A 16,524-nucleotide genomic window follows, 5' to 3' on the forward strand; every position below is an offset into this window, starting at 1 on the left:
TAAATGTGGCTAGTAAAGTTATCTGGAAGTCAGGAGACTTGGTTAATATTAAATTGCGAGACGATTTATATACAACTGGCCAAATATTAACCAGTCCTGCGATGCGCTTTTATGATATATCTAACCATGATGGTATCTGGAGTGATATTGATTTGAACGCGGAAAAGGTTTTATTTAGAGTTTTTGTGGGGAATATCGTTAATCAATTTTTAGTTAAGGAAAAGATCAAGATAACATCTATTATACCTAGTAATAAACCTTATTATCCATACTGGATAAAGCCTTATACACTTACGATGGATAGTGAACATTATAAAGGAGATAGATTTAGCTTTCCTTTTTTGGGAGGAAAAATCATAGATCTTGGTCCTGATGGAGATATTAGTACAACCCAAGCCACAGTTATACAAGAGGATCTTACAGTAACAGAAGATCGTAAGTTGATTGAGGAATATGAACTGACCAATATGTGGGGACATGAAGATCTAAGTGATCGATTATGTCGCTACTTTAACACTGGAATTAATCGGGATGATCTTAGTTTGAAATTTTCCCTGATTTATGGGATGACAGAGAGAAGTTACGTCCACTAACTCGCCGTTTACCTATTCCGTTAAGATAAAGGTAAAAGCTGGATATACTCCCGAATTTCGGGCTATTTCTATCAACCTAGGCTTATCGTTTATGGTTTCATCAAACCTAGGTCGAGTATCAGGTCATGGCTCCGGCAACCCAGATGGGGATTTTCTACATCATATTCATCAAGATGATGAAAGACTAATACATATATTTCTCCAATGGAAATAAATTGGATATTCATATGAAACATGAAAGTATCGATTCTTTATTACGCGGTAGAACTCTTCTTCTTGAGGTGGCGCCTGAGGATGCAGATTATAGAACGTGGATTGAACTTTCGTTGCAGGATGAGCTAAAACCAGCTTATCCATTTAGAACAGATAGTTATGCAATGTTAGGCAACTCTCCATATTCAAATCATTGCGATCACAATATTGCTGCTTTTAAATTAAGAAAATCCTCGTTTTTTGCATCTGATATTGAGAATGATTTTGACACATCATATGATAAAGTTGGAAGTTATATAAAATTAAATACACTTGATGAATTAATTAAATATCTTAGTGAAAATAAATTACTAATAGATGACTTTACTGATTCATCTAATATTGATGATTATCCATTGTGAGTTTTATGCCGGAAAGATCCCCGTGATCCTTCCGGCCTGTCCATTCCCCGCTACACCGCAATCTCCGCCTGAATCACCAGTCGTCCGCGTTCAACGGGATGGCCAGTTAAAAATCCCAGCTCCTCCAGCCAGCGGCATGAGCAGGGAAAAGTAACTGGCTGAGCACCTGGGGACAGGCAGACGTGTGGCCGCTGGCGGCAAGCAATGACGATATACTGAGTTGCAACTTACGTTTTGCGGGTCAGTACGCCGATGACGAATCGGGGTTGCACTACAACCGTTTTCGTTACTATGATAATGAGACGGGGCAGTATCTGACACCGGACCCGATAGGGCTTGCGGGGAGCGTGAATCCGTATGGGTATGTGCATAACCCGGTGGGGTATATCGACCCGTTGGGGTTGGCTTGTATATGTCCTGGGGCGAATGCAACCACAAGTCAAATTCAGGTTAATAGGACAAATGGTAAAGCTGCCGAGGCTCTACTTCTTGATAAGTTATCAAGGAATCCTAATGTAACAGTATTGGGAACTCAGGTTTACGTTAAAACACCTGGTGTTGGTCGAGGACGATATGTTGATATTCTTATTCAGAATAACAACATGGGAAAAATAATAGGAGTAGAAGTTAAATCTGGTGGTGCTACCAGATCTTCAACTCAAATAGCAAAAGATAAGGTAATTACTTCTGGAGGGGGTATTTTTGGGAAAAATGCGCCAAAAGATATGAATGGCAACCCTCTTGCCGGATTAGATACTTCAGGTGTGTTAGTTAGTGAAACTAATGTGCCATTATGGAAATTACCATGATGAATAAAACAACAAAAGATATTCTTGCGGATATAGTCTCAGTGATCAGACCATCATTCGAGAGTAAGGGATTTACCTTTAAAAAAAATTGCTTTGAATCTAGTGATAGTTCGGGGAATGTCTACCAATACGAAATCAATCTTTCAAAGAGTAAAGGACATTTTTCGTTGCATTTGCGGCTGAAATTATTGAATAAATATTTAATGAAAGAGGTTAATGCTGTATTGGAAAAGGTATTACGTGATTCCAATTATAGATACCCTAGCAATTGGAGTGAAAAAGATATTGAAGTATCAATAAAAACAAGGATCAATGATTATTGTGTTTCGATGATAACTGATTGGCGATGTTTTAAAAATGAAAATGAATCGTTAGATGAGTTTAGAAGTCGATTTTCCATCTGGATGTGTGTTTTTAATGATATTAATGAAGTAAATAACTGGGAAAAGCAATTAATTGAAAGTGTTGAATTGTCGATATCTTGGTTTTCAATGATAGGATCGGATGAATGGATTATTAACAATACATTATATCCGGCATTGTTAATGCTCAAAAAAATAAAATCAGGCAACGAATTAGATGAAAAATATAGAGATGTTTTATCTAAGGTAAGATCAGAAGATGAAGCGAAACTATTCTTTAACTATCTGAGTGTTATATAGAACATAAAGCTGGAAAGATCTTACCGATCTTTCCAGTCATTTACTCTGACCGCTTTGTTTACGACACCGCTGCGCGCTGTACCACCTATCTGGACAGCGAGGGCGGTGTCACCCGTTACTGGTATGACGACAACGGACTGGTGACGCGGGAAGTCGATCCGTTGGGTCGGGAGCGACATACCGAGTGGGACGTCAGTAACAAACTGTCCGAGACCGACGCGCTGGGGCGCACCACCCACTATCGCTACAACCCCTACGGTGAAGTGGTGCAATTGACGACGCCGACGGGGGAGGTTTTTCGCTATGTCTATGACAAACAGGGGCTGATTAGCCGTGTGACTTTGCCTGACGGCAAGCGCTGGTATTTTGCCTACACGGCAGAAGGGAAACTGCACCGGTTGACCGACCCGCAGGGGCGTTTGCAGGTCTATGACTATGATGAGCACGGTGAAATGGTGCGTCATCTGTTGCCGGATGGCGAAGCCTGGCACTACCGCTATGACTCGCGCCGTCAGCTCCATGCGATAACCGCGCCGGACGGGGCGACGAGCCAGTTGACGCAGGATTGCTTTGGCCGCCTGACCAGTTGGCAGGACGCGCTGGGGCAGACCACGCGCTTTGTACAGAGCACGGCACACGCCAACGTGGAAGGCAGCCTCAGTGAACGGTGGCTGCCGGACGGGGGGAGACAGTCAGTCAGTTACGACAGCGAAAAACGCGTGGCCAGCAGCACTGACGGTGAAGGGAAAACCACGCACTACGAATACGGCCCGTTTGACCTGCTGATGGCCATGACAAGGCCCGATGGTGAGCGGCTGACCTTTGGTTACGACACGCTGTGCCGCCTGAATCAGGTCACCAATGCACAGGGGCAGACGTACCGCTATACCCGCGACCTGGCGGGGCAGGTGGTGAGCGAAACCGATTTTACCGGGTGCACGGTGCAGTATGAATACGATGCCGCTGGGCGGCGTATCCGTGCGCGTTATCCAGACAATCGTCTTGTGTGCTGGCACCATTCCCTGCGTGATGACGTGCTCAGCCAGCAGGTGTGGCAGTGCGGGGAGACGCAGTCCACGCTGGAAGTGGCCACCCACTATGCCTATGACCCCGAGGGGCGGCGCATCAGGGCTGAAAACCCTGATGCGGTGGTGGAGTTTGCATTTGATGACGCCGGGCAGGTGGTGAGTGAGCGACTGAACGGACGCGAGGTCAGCCACAGTTGGGATGAACTGCGCGGCACGCCACAGGCTCGCACGGTAGGTGAGTTGGGGCTGACGTATACCTACGGCGTACAGGGGCGGCTCACGGGTTTGCAACTGAACGGGCATCAGCCCTTGCAGTTACAGTATGACGTGCTGGGGCGGGAGACGCAGCGGGCGAGTCCCGCCGGGTTTGTGCAGGCCAGCCAGTATACGCCAGTGGGTTTGCTGGCGGGTCAGATGGCCGGGCAGAAAGCGTTGCCGGGCAGTGCGGTGAACCGGTCGTGGCACTATGATCAGGCCTACAACGTGACGGGAATAGAGGATCGCCGCTGGGGCAAGACGCGTTATTACTACAATGCCAATGACCAGATAGTGCATGCGGACTTTGGCGGGATATTGCCGCTGCAGGAACAGTTCAGCTACGACGCGAACCTGAATCTGGCCGTTCAGGGGCGGTTGTCGCGCGGCAGTCAGGCGGAGTGGGAACAGACAGCCCAGCAGCAACAGGCGGGGCGCGTGGTGCAGCGGGGGGAGTGTGAATACCATTACGATGCCGCCGGGCGCTTAAGCGAGAAACGCACCCACCCTGATGGTTTTCGGCCCCAGATCTGGCGTTACCGCTGGGATGGCCTCAACCAGTTGCGCGAACTGATAACGCCGTCAGGCGTACGCTGGCGCTACGGTTATGATGCATTTGGTCGGCGGATCCGCAAGCTGAAGGTGCTGGACGGGGGACAAACCCCCGCAGCGATACCGGGTGCCCGACCCAAAGTGGCAGGGTACGAGTATTTGTGGAGCGGTGATCAACTGATTGAGGAAGTACCGGTCTACGCCGACGGCACGGTGGCGTATGACCAGAGTATCCACTGGCTGTATGAACCGGGCGGGATGACGCCGGTGGCGCGGCATGAGCGGGGGCAGTTGCACTATGTGGTGGCGGACGCCCTGGGCACGCCCCGGGAGTTGCTGACCGAGCAGGGAAAAGTCGCCTGGGCCAACCGACTGAGCACCTGGGGACAGGCGGATGTGTGGCCGCTGGCGGCGAGCAATGACGATATACTGAGTTGCAACTTACGTTTTGCGGGTCAGTACGCAGATGACGAATCGGGGTTGCACTACAACCGTTTTCGTTACTATGATAATGAGACGGGGCAGTACCTGACACCGGACCCGATAGGGCTGGGGGGAGGGGTTAATCCGTATGGGTATGTGCATAACCCGGTGGGTTGGATTGATCCGTTGGGGTTGGCTTGTTGTACATTACCTAATGGTCAAAGCGTTGCTGATTTTGAAAAAAGTTTAGTAAAGCTTCCTGTAAACGAAAGAGTCCCTGTCGTTAAAGAAATGGCCGATAGCGTAGCTAGTAAAAACGGCTGGACGCGAGCGAAGAATATAGAGAGCAAAAATAGAGGCAGGACTATTTATCAGGATGATAAAAGTTACTATTCTGTCGATACCCAACATGGGCGATTTGAACAGATAAACAAAAAGAATGGTAAACACATGGGGGAAATAGACATGGGGCAAAACCCTATACCTAACAGCATGGACAAAAGTGGCGGGCATGACCTGGTGGTGAAATGACAATGAAGCTTATTGATTATAAGCTGGAATCAATCTCAAGAGGTTGTGTTTTTAGGTTTCCAGCTGTATGGCCCTATGAAAAATATGTAGATTTGCTTGTTGTGAGCATGCCGGATGAAGACTCTGAACATGGTTTAGTAGTGTCTACTGGTCACAAGGCCGGTTTGATATTAGTTCGGCTTCCTAAAGAATGTGAGTCGACAAATAGCAGGTCTATAAAATATCAATGGGTTATAGATAATTGGGCTAAATGGATATATCCCGAATGTGATGTGAAAGATGTCTTAATTATTGAGCATTACGATGAGCCTATTTATTTCGCCAAATAAATAATGCCGTAATTAAGCCGGAGCGATCTCCAAGATTACTCCGACTTTTAATTATCCACTAAACCCCGATCTCCGCCTGAATCACCAGCCGTCCGCGTTCAGCGGTGCTCGTGACCGGGTGGCCGGTTAAAAATCCCAGCTCCTCCAGCCAGCGGCCCTTGAGGGTGATGGCCGGGGCGGGGTTGGGTCTGCCACATTGCGGCACGTATCCCACGGTGTAATAACGCTCTGTTTTTGCTGCTTTCTTTACAGCGGTGCCTGCTTTAGACTCTGCCTTAGCCATGTTCAACTCCTGTTTAGTTGCCTGTGGTGAGCGGTGACAGTGAGCTGTAACTCACTGTCACCGCGTTATCTCAGCGTTGTTTAACGCTCTTGAATACGGCCTTCTCAACGTTGGCTTTAGTCACAAAGCTGTCAATCACCATAATCAACGCTCTTTGTGCCTCATCCGGTAACGTATCGGCCTGTTGCCAGAGTTCGTGTAACTCCGGGTTGCGGATCTTTATCTCTTTACTGGTATCTACCCGGCCAACCAGTTCATCCAGTGAAACCTGTAGCACATCAGCCAGCTTAGCCAGCGTCTCCAGCTGTGGGGAAATATGACCACGCTCCCAACGGTTATAGGCTCTGGGCAGCACATCAATCATCTCGGCAAGGCGTGTCTGGGTCAGCCCCCGGGCTTCGCGCAGCATACGCAGACGTTCAGAAAAAGCGGACATATCAAGACCTGTCATTAGAAACTCAATGGCTGTCATTGTATGCCCTCCTTTTTAGTTGCGTGTTGTAATGGGTAAGTAATGTGATTGTTATATATCACATATATGTCCATTGACAGGTTTTTGAGGGAACATTTTATGGCGCGCATCCCGGAAGCAGAACTGCAACACCTGAAGGCCGCGGTCTCTTTAGTCGCGGTGGTGAAACAACAGGGACACCAGGTGTTCAGGCGCGGCAGGGACTTCGTGGTGCTGTGCCCGTTCCATGACGAGAAAACCCCCTCCTGCGTGCTGTCTGCGGATAAAAATCTGTACCACTGCTTCGGCTGTGACGCGGGCGGTTCGGTGATCGACTGGATGATGCACACGGAGAAACTGAGTCTGCGCAAGGCGGTGGAACGGTTGCGCGGTGAGCTGGGTGAAAATCCTTCCGTTCAGCCGCTGGTCATCCAGGACGAGCCGGACATGTTCGCGGAAGATGACGCAGGCCGTCAGGCGCTGCTGGATCGTGTGGTGGCGTTTTACCACCACACGCTGCTGAATGCGCCGGAAGCGGTGGCCTATCTGGAAAAACGCCATCTCAACCACCCTGAACTGGTTGCACAGTTCCGGCTGGGCTTCGCCAACCGCACGCTGGCGTACCGGCTGCCGCCCAAATCCAAAAAAGAAGGGGCGCAGTTGCAGTCAGTCGGGCTGATGTGCGAGTCCGGCCATGAACATTTTACCGGCTCGCTGGTTGTGCCGGTTGTTGATCTGAACGGGCAGATCCGCGAGGTGTACGGGCGCAAAATCGACCGGCCCCAGCGCGGGATGCCCGCACATCTGTATCTGCCGGGGCCGCACGGCGGGGTGTGGAACGAGGCGGCACTGGTCAGTTCAAAAACGGTGATCCTGTGTGAGTCGCTGCTCGATGCGATGAGCTTCTGGGTATCGGGTCACCGCGCGGTGACGGCGGCGTATGGCGTCAATGGCGTCACGGATGAGATGCGCGACAGCCTGAAACGCCATGGCGTAAAACAGGTGTTAATCGCCTTTGACAACGACAGCACCGGAAACGACGCGGCGGTAAAACTGGCGTCTTCCCTGACCGCTGACGGTGTCGCCTGCTTCCGGGTGGTGTTCCCGTCTGGAATGGATGCGAACGGGTATCTGTGCCAGGTGGCCGATCCGGCGCAGGCGTTCGGGCTGCTGATCGACGGTGCGGTGCCGATGGGGGAAATGGCCAGCCCGGAAGAACTGGCGGCGCATCAGCACCAGAAAATGCCGGAGCCGGAAACCCTCCCTTCTTTAGCAGCAGCTCCTGCCGAACCCGGCGTGGTGGTTGAAACGCTGCAAAATGGTGATGTGCAGATCTGCACACCGGGCCAGCAATGGTGGGTGCGCGGGCTGGCGCAGGCGGAAGGCGATCTGCGCCGTTCGCTGGGGAAAGTGTTGCTGGCGCTGGAGCAGAAACTGGCGGCTGTGGAGCCAGAGAACGCCGTGCCGGAACTTGATGAATCACAGCAGGAAGCGGCGCTGGCGCTGCTGAAAGATCCGGACCTCATTGGCCGCATAACCGACGATCTGGCGGCGTGTGGCGTGGTGGGCGAGTCCACCAACTTAGTGGCGGGTTATCTGGCAGCGGTCAGCCGGAAGCTAGACCGCCCGCTGGCGGTGCTTATCCAGAGCAGTTCGGCGGCGGGAAAATCCTCGCTGATGGACGCGGTGTTGAACCTGATCCCACCGGAGGAGCGGCTGCAATACTCGGCGATGACCGGGCAGAGCTTGTTCTATCTGGGGGAAACCAATCTCCAGCACAAGATACTGGCGATAGCCGAAGAGGAAGGCGTGCGGCAGGCGGCGTATGCGCTGAAGCTGTTGCAGTCGGAGGGTGAACTGACCATCGCGTCAACGGGCAAAGATGAGGCCACCGGCAATCTGGTGACCAAACAGTACACGGTGAAAGGCCCGGTGATGCTGATGCTGACCACCACGGCGATCGACGTGGACGAGGAGTTGCTGAACCGCTGTCTGGTGCTGACGGTGAATGAATCCCGCGAACAGACGGAGGCGATCCACGCGCTCCAGCGGCATAAGCAGACGCTGGAAGGGCTGCTGATGGCAAACGAAAAAAGCTACCTGACGGAACTGCACCAGAACGCGCAGCGGCTGCTGCGTCCGCTGAACGTGGTGAATCCGTTCGCCCATCAACTGACCTTTATGAGCGACAAAACCCGCACCCGGCGCGACCACATGAAGTACCTGACGCTGATCCAGTCGGTGGCGCTGTTGCACCAGTATCAGCGGGAAGTGAAGCGGGCAGAGCACCGCGGGCAGGTTGTCGAGTACATCGAGGTGACGCGGGAAGATATCGCGCTGGCGAACCGGCTGGCGCATGAAATCCTCGGGCGGACGCTGGACGAGATGCCGCCGCAGACGCGCAAGCTGCTGGGTCTGATACAGCAATGGGTGGCGGACAGCGGCCAGCCACGTAATGAGATGCTGTTCAGCCGCAAGCAGGTGCGTGACGTGCTGCACTGGGGTGACACGCAGCTCAAGATCCACCTGGCGCGGCTGGTCGAAATGGAATACCTGGTGGTTCACCGGCGCGGTCTGGCGTTCCTGTATGAACTGCTGTTCGACGGGAAAAGCGGTGATGAACGTGCGCATCTGTGCGGGTTAATCGAGCCGGAAGAACACTATGATATCGCCCGGTAGGGGTCTGCGGATAACCGGTCGGCCTCTGGCCGGGGTGCGGTCGGCGGCCGGTCGGACAGCATGAATACCCCGACAGCACAGGCCACACAAGGCTTGCATGAAAAACCGGTCGGGGCAGTGTAAAAAGCACTGTTGCGGCAGACCATACAAACATCGCATCCTAATCGTACTTCACAGGGAACCCCGTCATGACCCAACCCAATCCGCCTACGTCGACAGAACACTATATCGTCCAGCAGGGCACGACGTTACGCCAGCATACCGGCTTTTATCTGGCTCACCTGACCGCCAGCGGCTACAGCGCCCAGACAGAAAAAGGCTACCGCGAGCGGCTGATGCCGTTCGTGACGTGGTGCGAGGAGCACGGCGTGATGTATGCAACACAGGTGAGTCTGGCGTGGCTTGAAAGCTATCAGCGCCATCTGCGCGGCTACCGCAAGGCAGACGGTAACCTCCTGGTCGTGGGCGGACAGCTCGGGCGGCTGTCGGCGATCAGGATGTTGCTGCGCTGGCTGCTGAAACGGCATGTGATCCTCTACAATCCGGGCGACCAGGTTACGCTGCCGAAGGGAGCGAAGCGGCTTCCTGCGCAGGTGCTGAGCGAGTCGGAGACGGTGAACGTGTTGCAGTCGGTGGACAGCCGCAGCGTCAGCGGACTGCGCAACCGGGCGATCCTCGAAGTGCTGTGGAGCACGGGTATCCGGCGTATGGAACTGGCGAACCTGATGCTGTGCGACCTCGACACCGGGCGCGGGGTGATGGTTATCCGGGAGGGGAAAGGCCACAGGGACAGGGTGGTGCCGGTCGGCGCGCGGGCGCTGATGTGGCTGGAACGCTACCTGAAGGACGTGCGGCCACGGCTGGCGTACCGGTTCGACAGTGGCCACCTGTTTATCAGCCAGAAAGGCACGGGGCTGAAACGCAGCACATTAACGGCGCTTGCCGGGGACATCATCCGCGGGAAAGCGCGGCTGGACAAGACGGGAGCCTGCCATATCTTCCGGCACAGTATGGCGACGCAGATGCTGGAGAACGGGGCGGACACGCGGCATATCCAGGCGATCCTCGGGCATGAGAAGCTGGAGACGACGCAGGTGTATACGCGTGTGGCGATAGGGCATCTTCAGAAGGTGCATAAGAAAACGCACCCGGCGGAAAGGAAAAAGTCGCCGGGGAGTACGAAAAAGTAGCTCGAAAACCTCAGCATGGTTGAGTCCGAGCAGGCAGACTGCGGGCGTCCGTGCCCGCAGACTGCCCCCCACCCTCCGTGTTCCCGGCGGTAAATGCCGCCCGGCCAGCGTTAAGCCTCTTCGTCCTCAGCAAGCCCGTTGCTGGCCGAACGACATTCACCATAACGTTGCATTACGCGAAACGGGCCGCCGGTGCGTCCCGCAACGCGTAACAAACGTTATGGCATCGCCGTTGTGGTCCGGGCGCTGCGCGACTGCATCAGCAAATGTGGGCGGCTTGCCGCCGGTCGGGGCATCCTGGTGCGGCGTTGCGCACAGCGTCGCTCTGCTGCTGGCCTCGTAGTTCCCCTCAGCGCCGCAGTCGCCGCCGTCCCTGGCGGCTCCGTGCTCACATCAGCTTCTTCTCTCTCTTCGGCACACCCATCAAAGGGTGGTCGGCCTGCGGCCTCCGCTTAACGGCCTAATGCCCGCCCGGCTGCGTCTGCCTGTCACGGCTCGCACTGCGTTGCTCGTTCCCGTGCCGGTCAGCTTCCGCTACCCGCCCCGGTTCAGCGTGGTCATGCAAAGTCAAAAGCCCGTTCTGGCAGCGGTGGAGCCGAGCGCCGTGCCGTCGCTTGCGGGCCTCGCCAGCCCGCGCCCGGCGAACCCGCGCCGTTCCCGCAGCAAGCAGCGGAAACGCCACGGGTTGCGGAGTAAGGGAAGGTGTAATGACGGCGGTCACAAAACGGGGTGCAATAAAAACAAGGGATTAACGGCGGCTGACGCCGCCGTTATACTGAGCGTCGGGTTAAAAGTGCGCGTCGGGAACTGCGTGCTAACGTGATGTTAAATATGTGAAAGTCGTTCTTTAAAAAGTCAGGCGTGACGCGGGTCGTGGCGTGTTAAAAAGTACGATGGTGTCGGGATCGACCCTATGATCCGATAGGGCTTGCGGGGGGCGTGAATCCGTATGGGTATGTGCATAATCCGGTGGGTTGGATCGACCCGTTGGGGTTGGCTTGTTGTCCTGGTGCTTCTGTAAAATTAAGGCGAAAGCTAAGAGCATTAGAAAAAGCGCAAAATGAAGCGGCAAGAAGTCGTGTTTTACCGGATGGACGTATTCGCTATTATAATGCGGAGTCCCCTGCTCGAACGGTTGGACCTACTAGAGGACGTTCGCACGTTACAGAGTGGGATCCTTCAACTGGCAATGTGAGGGCGTGGGAGGAGACTTATGATCACTCCGGTAATGTAAACCGTGTCCATCCCAAAATGAATAACGGAGAGATTTTAGATCTTCCACATTATCCCCCAACCAAAGCAGATATAGATGCTGGTAAAGCAACTTCAACAGGAAGGGCAATAAATTGAACCAGTTAACCACTGAGTTTTTGAATGGAGTAAATTATCTTATGCAAGATAATTATGATCCTTCAAAAGTTGCCAGATTTGCATTAGAGTTTTATCTTGATCATCCAATTGAAGATGAGAGTTTAGCTTATGTTGTTGATTATTTAAGAGGAATTGATGCTGGCCCTGAGTTTGAATTAACTCGGGAAGAGTTAAAAGAATTTATGAAAGAAAATCTCATCAAATAAAATCAAGCCGGAAAGATCCCCCCGATCCTTCCGGCCTGTCCATTCCCCGCTACACCCCAATCTCCGCCTGAATCACCAGCCGTCCGCGTTCAACAGTTACCGTGACCGGGTGGCCGGTTAAAAATCCCAGCTCTTCGCGGGTGGCGATAGGGCATCTGCAAAAAGTCCATGAGAAAACGCATCCGGCGGAGAAGCAGCGAACGGAGAAACGAGTGCCGCATGCTGACAAATGGGTTTCAGTCCTGCATAATGACACCACAAAGGACAACACAGAGAATGAGCCATGAGCACTATCCACTTCCGAATCGATGAAGAGACTAAACGTCTGGCGATGCTGGCCGCACAGCGGCAGCAGGTGAGCCTGACAGAACTCATGCGGCAGCGTGCAGAAGAACTGGCCGCAGAAGAACGGGCGCAACAGTGTCAGTCAGACGATGAATGGCTGGAGCAGGAAATTAACGAGGCGTTCAGCCGTTACCATAAGGGGCAGTCAGAGTTCATCAGTAATGATGAAATGAAGCACCGCATGGAAGCGCTGAAAGCACAGGCGGCGCAGGGCAAACTATGACAGTTGTCCGGTGGGAGCTGCGGGCGCAGGTGGACCGGGAAAGTATCTTCCGTTATCTGTACAGAGAAGCAGGTCTGCTGGTTGCCAGCGCGACAGATGACAAGTTCGAAATGCTGGCTTCACTGCTGGAAGACAACCCTGAAGCGGGAACAGAAGCAGGAAAATCACGCAAAAACAGAAAGCTGACGGTTCCACGCTTCCCCTTTATCATAGTGTATGTGAATGAACCCGGAGAGGTTCGCATCCTCAGAGTGCTTCACACAGCCCGCCATATCGCCAGCAAGTACAGTACGGGGCAGGTGGTCTCCCGGAAAAAAGGTTAGCTGTTCCTCTCTGTAAGTTCGACGAGTCTGCCCACCTGAGCTTACCCAGCAATAGTGGACACGGTATTAAGTGAGTAAACTCTTAACTCAGCGGTTACCGTGACCGGGTGACGGTTTAAAAATCCCAGCTCCTCCAACCTGCGACCCTTGAGGGTGATGGCCGGGGCGGGGTTGGGCCTGCCACATTGCGGCACGTATCCCACAGTGTGATAACGCTCTGTTTTTGCTGCTCTCTTTACAGCGGCGTCTGATTTAGATTTTGCCTAAACCATATTCAACACCTGCTACAATTAAGAAAATCCTCTCAAGCAATGACGCTTTGCTCGCCATTCTTAATTAGCCAATTCTTATATAAGAAATTTTACTTTTTAGTAGTAAAAACAAGTTAGAAAAAGAAGGTGGATTATGAAGGAATTACCTAAAATTCATCAGCTTAAAAACCTCCGGGCAATTATACAATATGGCAGCATACGAGCAGCCTCGCAGGCGTTGCATCAAACCCAGCCCGCGATGACGCGGAGTATTCAGGAGTTAGAGAAAATATTAGGAGTGTCCCTTCTGATCAGAGGCGTGCGTGGCGCGGTTTTAACGGAGGTGGGCAGAACATTTGAGCCCAGAATGAATATGGTGCTTAACGAACTGGAACGGGCGGTCGATGAGTTACAGCAAATTGAAAGTGCATCCCAGGGATCAGTAACGTTTGGCTGCTCTCACTTACCCGCATTTGGTGTCATTCCTGCTGTGATAAAAACTTTTCAGCAACGCTACACCACGGCTCGCATTACCGTCGTTGAGGGGCAACTTTCCGAGCTGTTAGCGTCGTTACGTATAGGGTGAATGGATTTTTTCGTCGGGGTTATTTCACCCGATATTTCGCTGCATGATTTCATTGAAGAACATCTGGCGGTAGCCCGGTTTTGCGTGATTGCCCGGAAGGAACATCCATTAATCAACTGCACATCACTCAGTCAGTTGCGGGGAGCGAAATGGTATCTACCCAGAGCCAGCGCAGGTTACTTCAGTGATATGGAAAAACTGATATTCCCCGACGGAAAAGATCCTACATGCTCTGTCCTCTTCGGTGATTCAACAACCGTTGCAGAACAACTGATTTTAAATGAGGACTATCTGTTTGTTGGGCCACAAGCCATGTTGACGATCCCACATCTCAAGGATATTTTGCGTCAGATCCCCATCAAAGAAAAAATCCCGAACGGCAGTTATAGTTTGATCTACCGCCAGCAGCAAATGTTAACCCCGATAGCCGGACTGCTTATTAATGAGATTCGTGCAGCTTATATTGAATTGATGGCGCGTGAAGTGAGATAAGCGAGTCGCATGAGGAAAAAATTATGGGAACGCTTTGGCACTCAATCTGATCATATTATTAACGGGTACATTAGATAAGTGGGCGATTTTCTTCACGCCGATTTTGTCCAATGCTGCCCGCTGATGGAAATACGCGGTTTTGTAACTGATTTTAAGTAGTTTACTTATTTCGCTTATACTGATGCCTTGTAAAAGGTAGCCTAATATTGTTAGCTGTTGTTTTGTCAGTCGCCCCAGAGCATTCCTGCCTTTTTTATCTTTGCCTGCATTGGAAATCCCCATTTTCAGTTCTTCTTTGCTAAGGTGCTAATTTAACTCTATTTTGTGAAAGAAGCTTGCCGTCACCTTGGTTTTTTTATCATAAGGTATAAACAGCATTCGTCTATTGTGAGTATTAAGGATCATCATTGAAGCCAGGGTATGGCTGAACTCGATAAGAGATAATAAGAATACATCATCGTTTAAGATGCCATTATTATCTGACAGATTTTTTAATTGCTCAAAATTGATTAAACTCACAGAGACTTCATTGCTATTGGCAAAACACTCTACTATTCCTTTGAAGAGAAAAACATTCTCCGTCATTACATAAATCTGCATCATAAATTCCAGGTGAAAATAGCAGAAAAAAACTGCTAGTTGCTAATAATGCCAATCATGAAAGGTAAAAAATGACAACCGATTGCATTAGTTTATGCGCTCGACAAATCGAGTTTTTATATTGGTGTGCAGTTGCTACTTAATGTGCAACCACTATAAGAACAAAAATTGACCTTTAAAAGTCACTTTTTATTCAATGTGATGCTTAAAATTTATAGATTGAAATAAAAGACAATAAAAACATATAGATAAATAGATTACATAGAGAGGAACAGTGATGAATTATATTCTCTCACTGCGATTTTGCTGTGCCATAGGTTTTTAGCGGGATAATTCTGCCGATCAGACGTAGTAGGCGGAAAATACGCTGCGCAGATGCTCTTTCAGCGCGGCTTCGGCACAGTCAGCGTTGCGGCTCTTGATGGCCTCGTAGATCTTCACATGCTGGAGATAGCTTTGGCTGTTGTGCTCAAGGATTTGCTGCGGCTCGGTGCGGTTAACACGTGCGGCAATTAGCCAGTCGAGCAAAGCGATATGAATGGTGAGAAACAGTGGATTGCCCGGCATCTCGGCAAGTACGCGATGAAAAGCGATGTCGGAACGCACAAACAGATCGTTATTTTCCAGCGATTTACTGTTGATCTCCAGCGCATTGGCCAGTTTGGCGATTTGCTTATCGCTGGCGTGTTCGGCTGCGTATCTGACCAGGCTGGATTCGAAAAACTGCCGCAACTGTTCGAAATGATTTATCCCTTTCGGCTGCAGCAGGAAGTCTTTCGCCATGCCCGAAAGTTCGCTGATAATGGTATCGGCTGAAGGGCGGGTGACGCGTGCTCGCTCACCGTTACTGATCTGCAGCAGACCTTTGCGCTTCAGTGCCGCCAACCCTTCACGAATCGACGGACGGCCGACGTTGAACAGATCCATCAGTTCACGCTCGGAAGGAAGCTGATCACCTTCGGCGAATTCACCGCGGCGGATCATAAATTCCAACTCTTCTTCGACGACCTCAGAGAGCTTTTTCCGCGTGAGCGGACGCCGCAGGACGGCAACGGCCTGTGTGGGGGTAAGCTTGTCGGATTTATTTGAGGTAGTCATTGCGTTGCGATCTGTAGCGTCATAATCAAAACATTAAAAAAGTAGCGGGATCATAGCATATTGTGTAAGCAACCGCATGATCGCAACGGGATCTGATTGAGGAATCCGTGACCTGTGCGGGTTGAATCAGATCAATAGTGCGGCATCGATTTTCACTACCACCTTTTCAACGCCGACAGCCTGAGTCAAATGGCACAATGGTCGGTGTGGCTCCCCAGGGAAAAATAGTGCGAGAGTACCCGGGCTGAGCAATAGCATCGACTCATCATCCAGCGTTTGAAATAGGGTGAAATCATTAGCCTCATCAAAGGGTTGCAGCGGCTGTTGACTGCCGGTATGGCTGGCTGCACCGATGTACTCGTGCCCGCTAATCAAGCAGTGAATATCGATATAGCGCCGATGAAGCTCTGCCAACTGCTCGCTACAGGCACGGGTAGTTGCGCTGATACGATTGAGGTAAATATTACGCCCATCCAGCGCGGTTTCTCCGGCAGGCAATGCCGCCAGATCCAGCGTGCAGATATGGCTCAGCGTCTCGCGGATCACCGGATGATATAGAGGCGAGCGGGCAGCCTGCTGCAAAGTGTCAACGATCATAATGTTCCTTGAAATGAAAGATTGAAGTGAAAA

At 51.5% G+C, this 16,524-nt stretch carries 17 protein-coding genes and 6 pseudogenes; 15 read left to right on the top strand and 8 right to left on the bottom strand.

Annotated elements, in window-relative coordinates:
• Window positions 1-5: 5 nt before the first annotated feature.
• The 6 genes and pseudogenes from DRI82_RS03575 to imm45 all read left to right on the top strand — a co-directional run bounded on the left by DRI82_RS03575 (window position 6) and on the right by imm45 (window position 5,796).
• Complete coding sequence (locus DRI82_RS03575; RefSeq protein WP_170138666.1) at window positions 6-593, top strand: hypothetical protein; 588 nt, start codon at window positions 6-8, stop codon at window positions 591-593.
• 227 nt (window positions 594-820) lie between these two features.
• Window positions 821-1,207, top strand: a complete 387-nt coding sequence (locus DRI82_RS03580) for a hypothetical protein (protein WP_245956763.1) — start codon at window positions 821-823, stop codon at window positions 1,205-1,207.
• Between the two features lie 158 nt (window positions 1,208-1,365).
• Window positions 1,366-1,614 (top strand): annotated as a pseudogene (locus DRI82_RS24650) (RHS repeat-associated core domain-containing protein); the annotation flags it as partial.
• Window positions 1,615-2,012: 398 nt separating this feature from the next.
• Window positions 2,013-2,678 carry a hypothetical protein gene (locus DRI82_RS03595; RefSeq protein WP_114192134.1) on the top strand — a complete coding sequence of 222 codons (666 nt, stop codon included), beginning with the start codon at window positions 2,013-2,015 and terminating at the stop codon, window positions 2,676-2,678.
• Window positions 2,679-2,719: 41 nt separating this feature from the next.
• Window positions 2,720-5,146: pseudogene (locus DRI82_RS03600) on the top strand (RHS repeat-associated core domain-containing protein); the annotation flags it as partial.
• A 323-nt stretch (window positions 5,147-5,469) separates the two neighbouring features.
• Complete coding sequence (gene imm45, locus DRI82_RS03605; RefSeq protein ID WP_114192409.1) at window positions 5,470-5,796, top strand: Imm45 family immunity protein; 327 nt, start codon at window positions 5,470-5,472, stop codon at window positions 5,794-5,796.
• Window positions 5,797-5,854: 58 nt separating this feature from the next.
• Here the strand turns inward: imm45 and DRI82_RS03610 are convergent, their stop codons facing one another.
• Together DRI82_RS03610 and DRI82_RS03615 are read right to left on the bottom strand one after the other, a co-directional pair.
• The gene (locus DRI82_RS03610; protein WP_114192136.1) at window positions 5,855-6,079 is read right to left on the bottom strand and encodes a SymE family type I addiction module toxin; all 225 of its coding nucleotides are present in this window, start codon (window positions 6,077-6,079) and stop codon (window positions 5,855-5,857) included.
• A 70-nt stretch (window positions 6,080-6,149) separates the two neighbouring features.
• Window positions 6,150-6,551 carry a helix-turn-helix domain-containing protein gene (locus tag DRI82_RS03615; RefSeq protein ID WP_114192137.1) on the bottom strand — a complete coding sequence of 134 codons (402 nt, stop codon included), beginning with the start codon at window positions 6,549-6,551 and terminating at the stop codon, window positions 6,150-6,152.
• Window positions 6,552-6,650: 99 nt separating this feature from the next.
• Between DRI82_RS03615 and DRI82_RS03620 the strand changes: the two are divergent.
• The 5 genes and pseudogenes from DRI82_RS03620 to DRI82_RS03635 all read left to right on the top strand — a co-directional run.
• A pseudogene (locus DRI82_RS03620) lies at window positions 6,651-9,206 on the top strand (CHC2 zinc finger domain-containing protein); the annotation flags it as partial.
• 191 nt (window positions 9,207-9,397) lie between these two features.
• Window positions 9,398-10,399, top strand: coding sequence for a site-specific tyrosine recombinase XerC (xerC, locus tag DRI82_RS03625; protein ID WP_114192139.1), 1,002 nt, complete (start codon window positions 9,398-9,400; stop codon window positions 10,397-10,399).
• 192 nt (window positions 10,400-10,591) lie between these two features.
• A complete protein-coding gene (locus tag DRI82_RS23745) occupies window positions 10,592-10,855 on the top strand; it encodes a hypothetical protein (protein ID WP_157968001.1) in 264 nt (87 codons plus the stop codon).
• A 459-nt stretch (window positions 10,856-11,314) separates the two neighbouring features.
• Window positions 11,315-11,407 (top strand): annotated as a pseudogene (locus DRI82_RS24590) (RHS repeat-associated core domain-containing protein); the annotation flags it as partial.
• Between the two features lie 338 nt (window positions 11,408-11,745).
• On the top strand, window positions 11,746-11,976 hold the full coding sequence (locus tag DRI82_RS03635; protein ID WP_114192140.1) for a hypothetical protein: 231 nt from the start codon (window positions 11,746-11,748) through the stop codon (window positions 11,974-11,976).
• A gap of 246 nt (window positions 11,977-12,222) precedes the next feature.
• Here DRI82_RS03635 and DRI82_RS24655 read toward each other — a convergent pair.
• Window positions 12,223-12,351: pseudogene (locus DRI82_RS24655) on the bottom strand (hypothetical protein); the annotation flags it as partial.
• Between DRI82_RS24655 and DRI82_RS03650 the strand changes: the two are divergent.
• A complete protein-coding gene (locus tag DRI82_RS03650) occupies window positions 12,308-12,544 on the top strand; it encodes a damage-inducible protein J (protein ID WP_425452619.1) in 237 nt (78 codons plus the stop codon). The pseudogene DRI82_RS24655 and the gene DRI82_RS03650 overlap by 44 nt on opposite strands.
• Entirely contained in the window at window positions 12,541-12,867 is a 327-nt protein-coding gene (locus DRI82_RS03655) for a type II toxin-antitoxin system RelE/ParE family toxin (protein WP_114192143.1), read from the top strand. The genes DRI82_RS03650 and DRI82_RS03655 overlap by 4 nt, the downstream gene beginning before the upstream one ends.
• Window positions 12,868-12,908: 41 nt before the next feature.
• On the opposite strand, the pseudogene DRI82_RS03660 reads toward DRI82_RS03655, so the two are convergent.
• Window positions 12,909-13,073, bottom strand: a pseudogene (locus tag DRI82_RS03660) (SymE family type I addiction module toxin); the annotation flags it as partial.
• A 199-nt stretch (window positions 13,074-13,272) separates the two neighbouring features.
• On the opposite strand from DRI82_RS03660, the gene DRI82_RS24235 reads away from it, so the two are divergent.
• Both DRI82_RS24235 and DRI82_RS24240 read left to right on the top strand, forming a co-directional pair.
• A complete protein-coding gene (locus tag DRI82_RS24235) occupies window positions 13,273-13,704 on the top strand; it encodes a LysR family transcriptional regulator (RefSeq protein WP_245956765.1) in 432 nt (143 codons plus the stop codon).
• Window positions 13,705-14,196 carry a LysR substrate-binding domain-containing protein gene (locus DRI82_RS24240; RefSeq protein ID WP_245956766.1) on the top strand — a complete coding sequence of 164 codons (492 nt, stop codon included), beginning with the start codon at window positions 13,705-13,707 and terminating at the stop codon, window positions 14,194-14,196.
• A gap of 21 nt (window positions 14,197-14,217) precedes the next feature.
• Here the strand turns inward: DRI82_RS24240 and DRI82_RS03670 are convergent, their stop codons facing one another.
• The 4 genes from DRI82_RS03670 to DRI82_RS03685 all read right to left on the bottom strand — a co-directional run bounded on the left by DRI82_RS03670 (window position 14,218) and on the right by DRI82_RS03685 (window position 16,491).
• Window positions 14,218-14,478 (bottom strand): helix-turn-helix transcriptional regulator, encoded by a 261-nt coding sequence (locus DRI82_RS03670; RefSeq protein WP_114192145.1) that lies wholly within the window; start codon window positions 14,476-14,478, stop codon window positions 14,218-14,220.
• Between the two features lie 24 nt (window positions 14,479-14,502).
• Entirely contained in the window at window positions 14,503-14,799 is a 297-nt protein-coding gene (locus tag DRI82_RS03675) for a hypothetical protein (RefSeq protein WP_157968003.1), read from the bottom strand.
• A 339-nt stretch (window positions 14,800-15,138) separates the two neighbouring features.
• Window positions 15,139-15,894, bottom strand: coding sequence for a transcriptional regulator NanR (locus tag DRI82_RS03680; RefSeq protein ID WP_114192147.1), 756 nt, complete (start codon window positions 15,892-15,894; stop codon window positions 15,139-15,141).
• Window positions 15,895-16,020: 126 nt separating this feature from the next.
• Window positions 16,021-16,491 carry a NanQ anomerase/TabA/YiaL family protein gene (locus DRI82_RS03685; protein ID WP_114192148.1) on the bottom strand — a complete coding sequence of 157 codons (471 nt, stop codon included), beginning with the start codon at window positions 16,489-16,491 and terminating at the stop codon, window positions 16,021-16,023.
• Between the last annotated feature and the right edge of the window lie 33 nt (window positions 16,492-16,524).

Source organism: Edaphovirga cremea, from assembly GCF_003332275.1.
Taxonomy (GTDB): Bacteria; Pseudomonadota; Gammaproteobacteria; order Enterobacterales; family Enterobacteriaceae; genus Edaphovirga; species Edaphovirga cremea.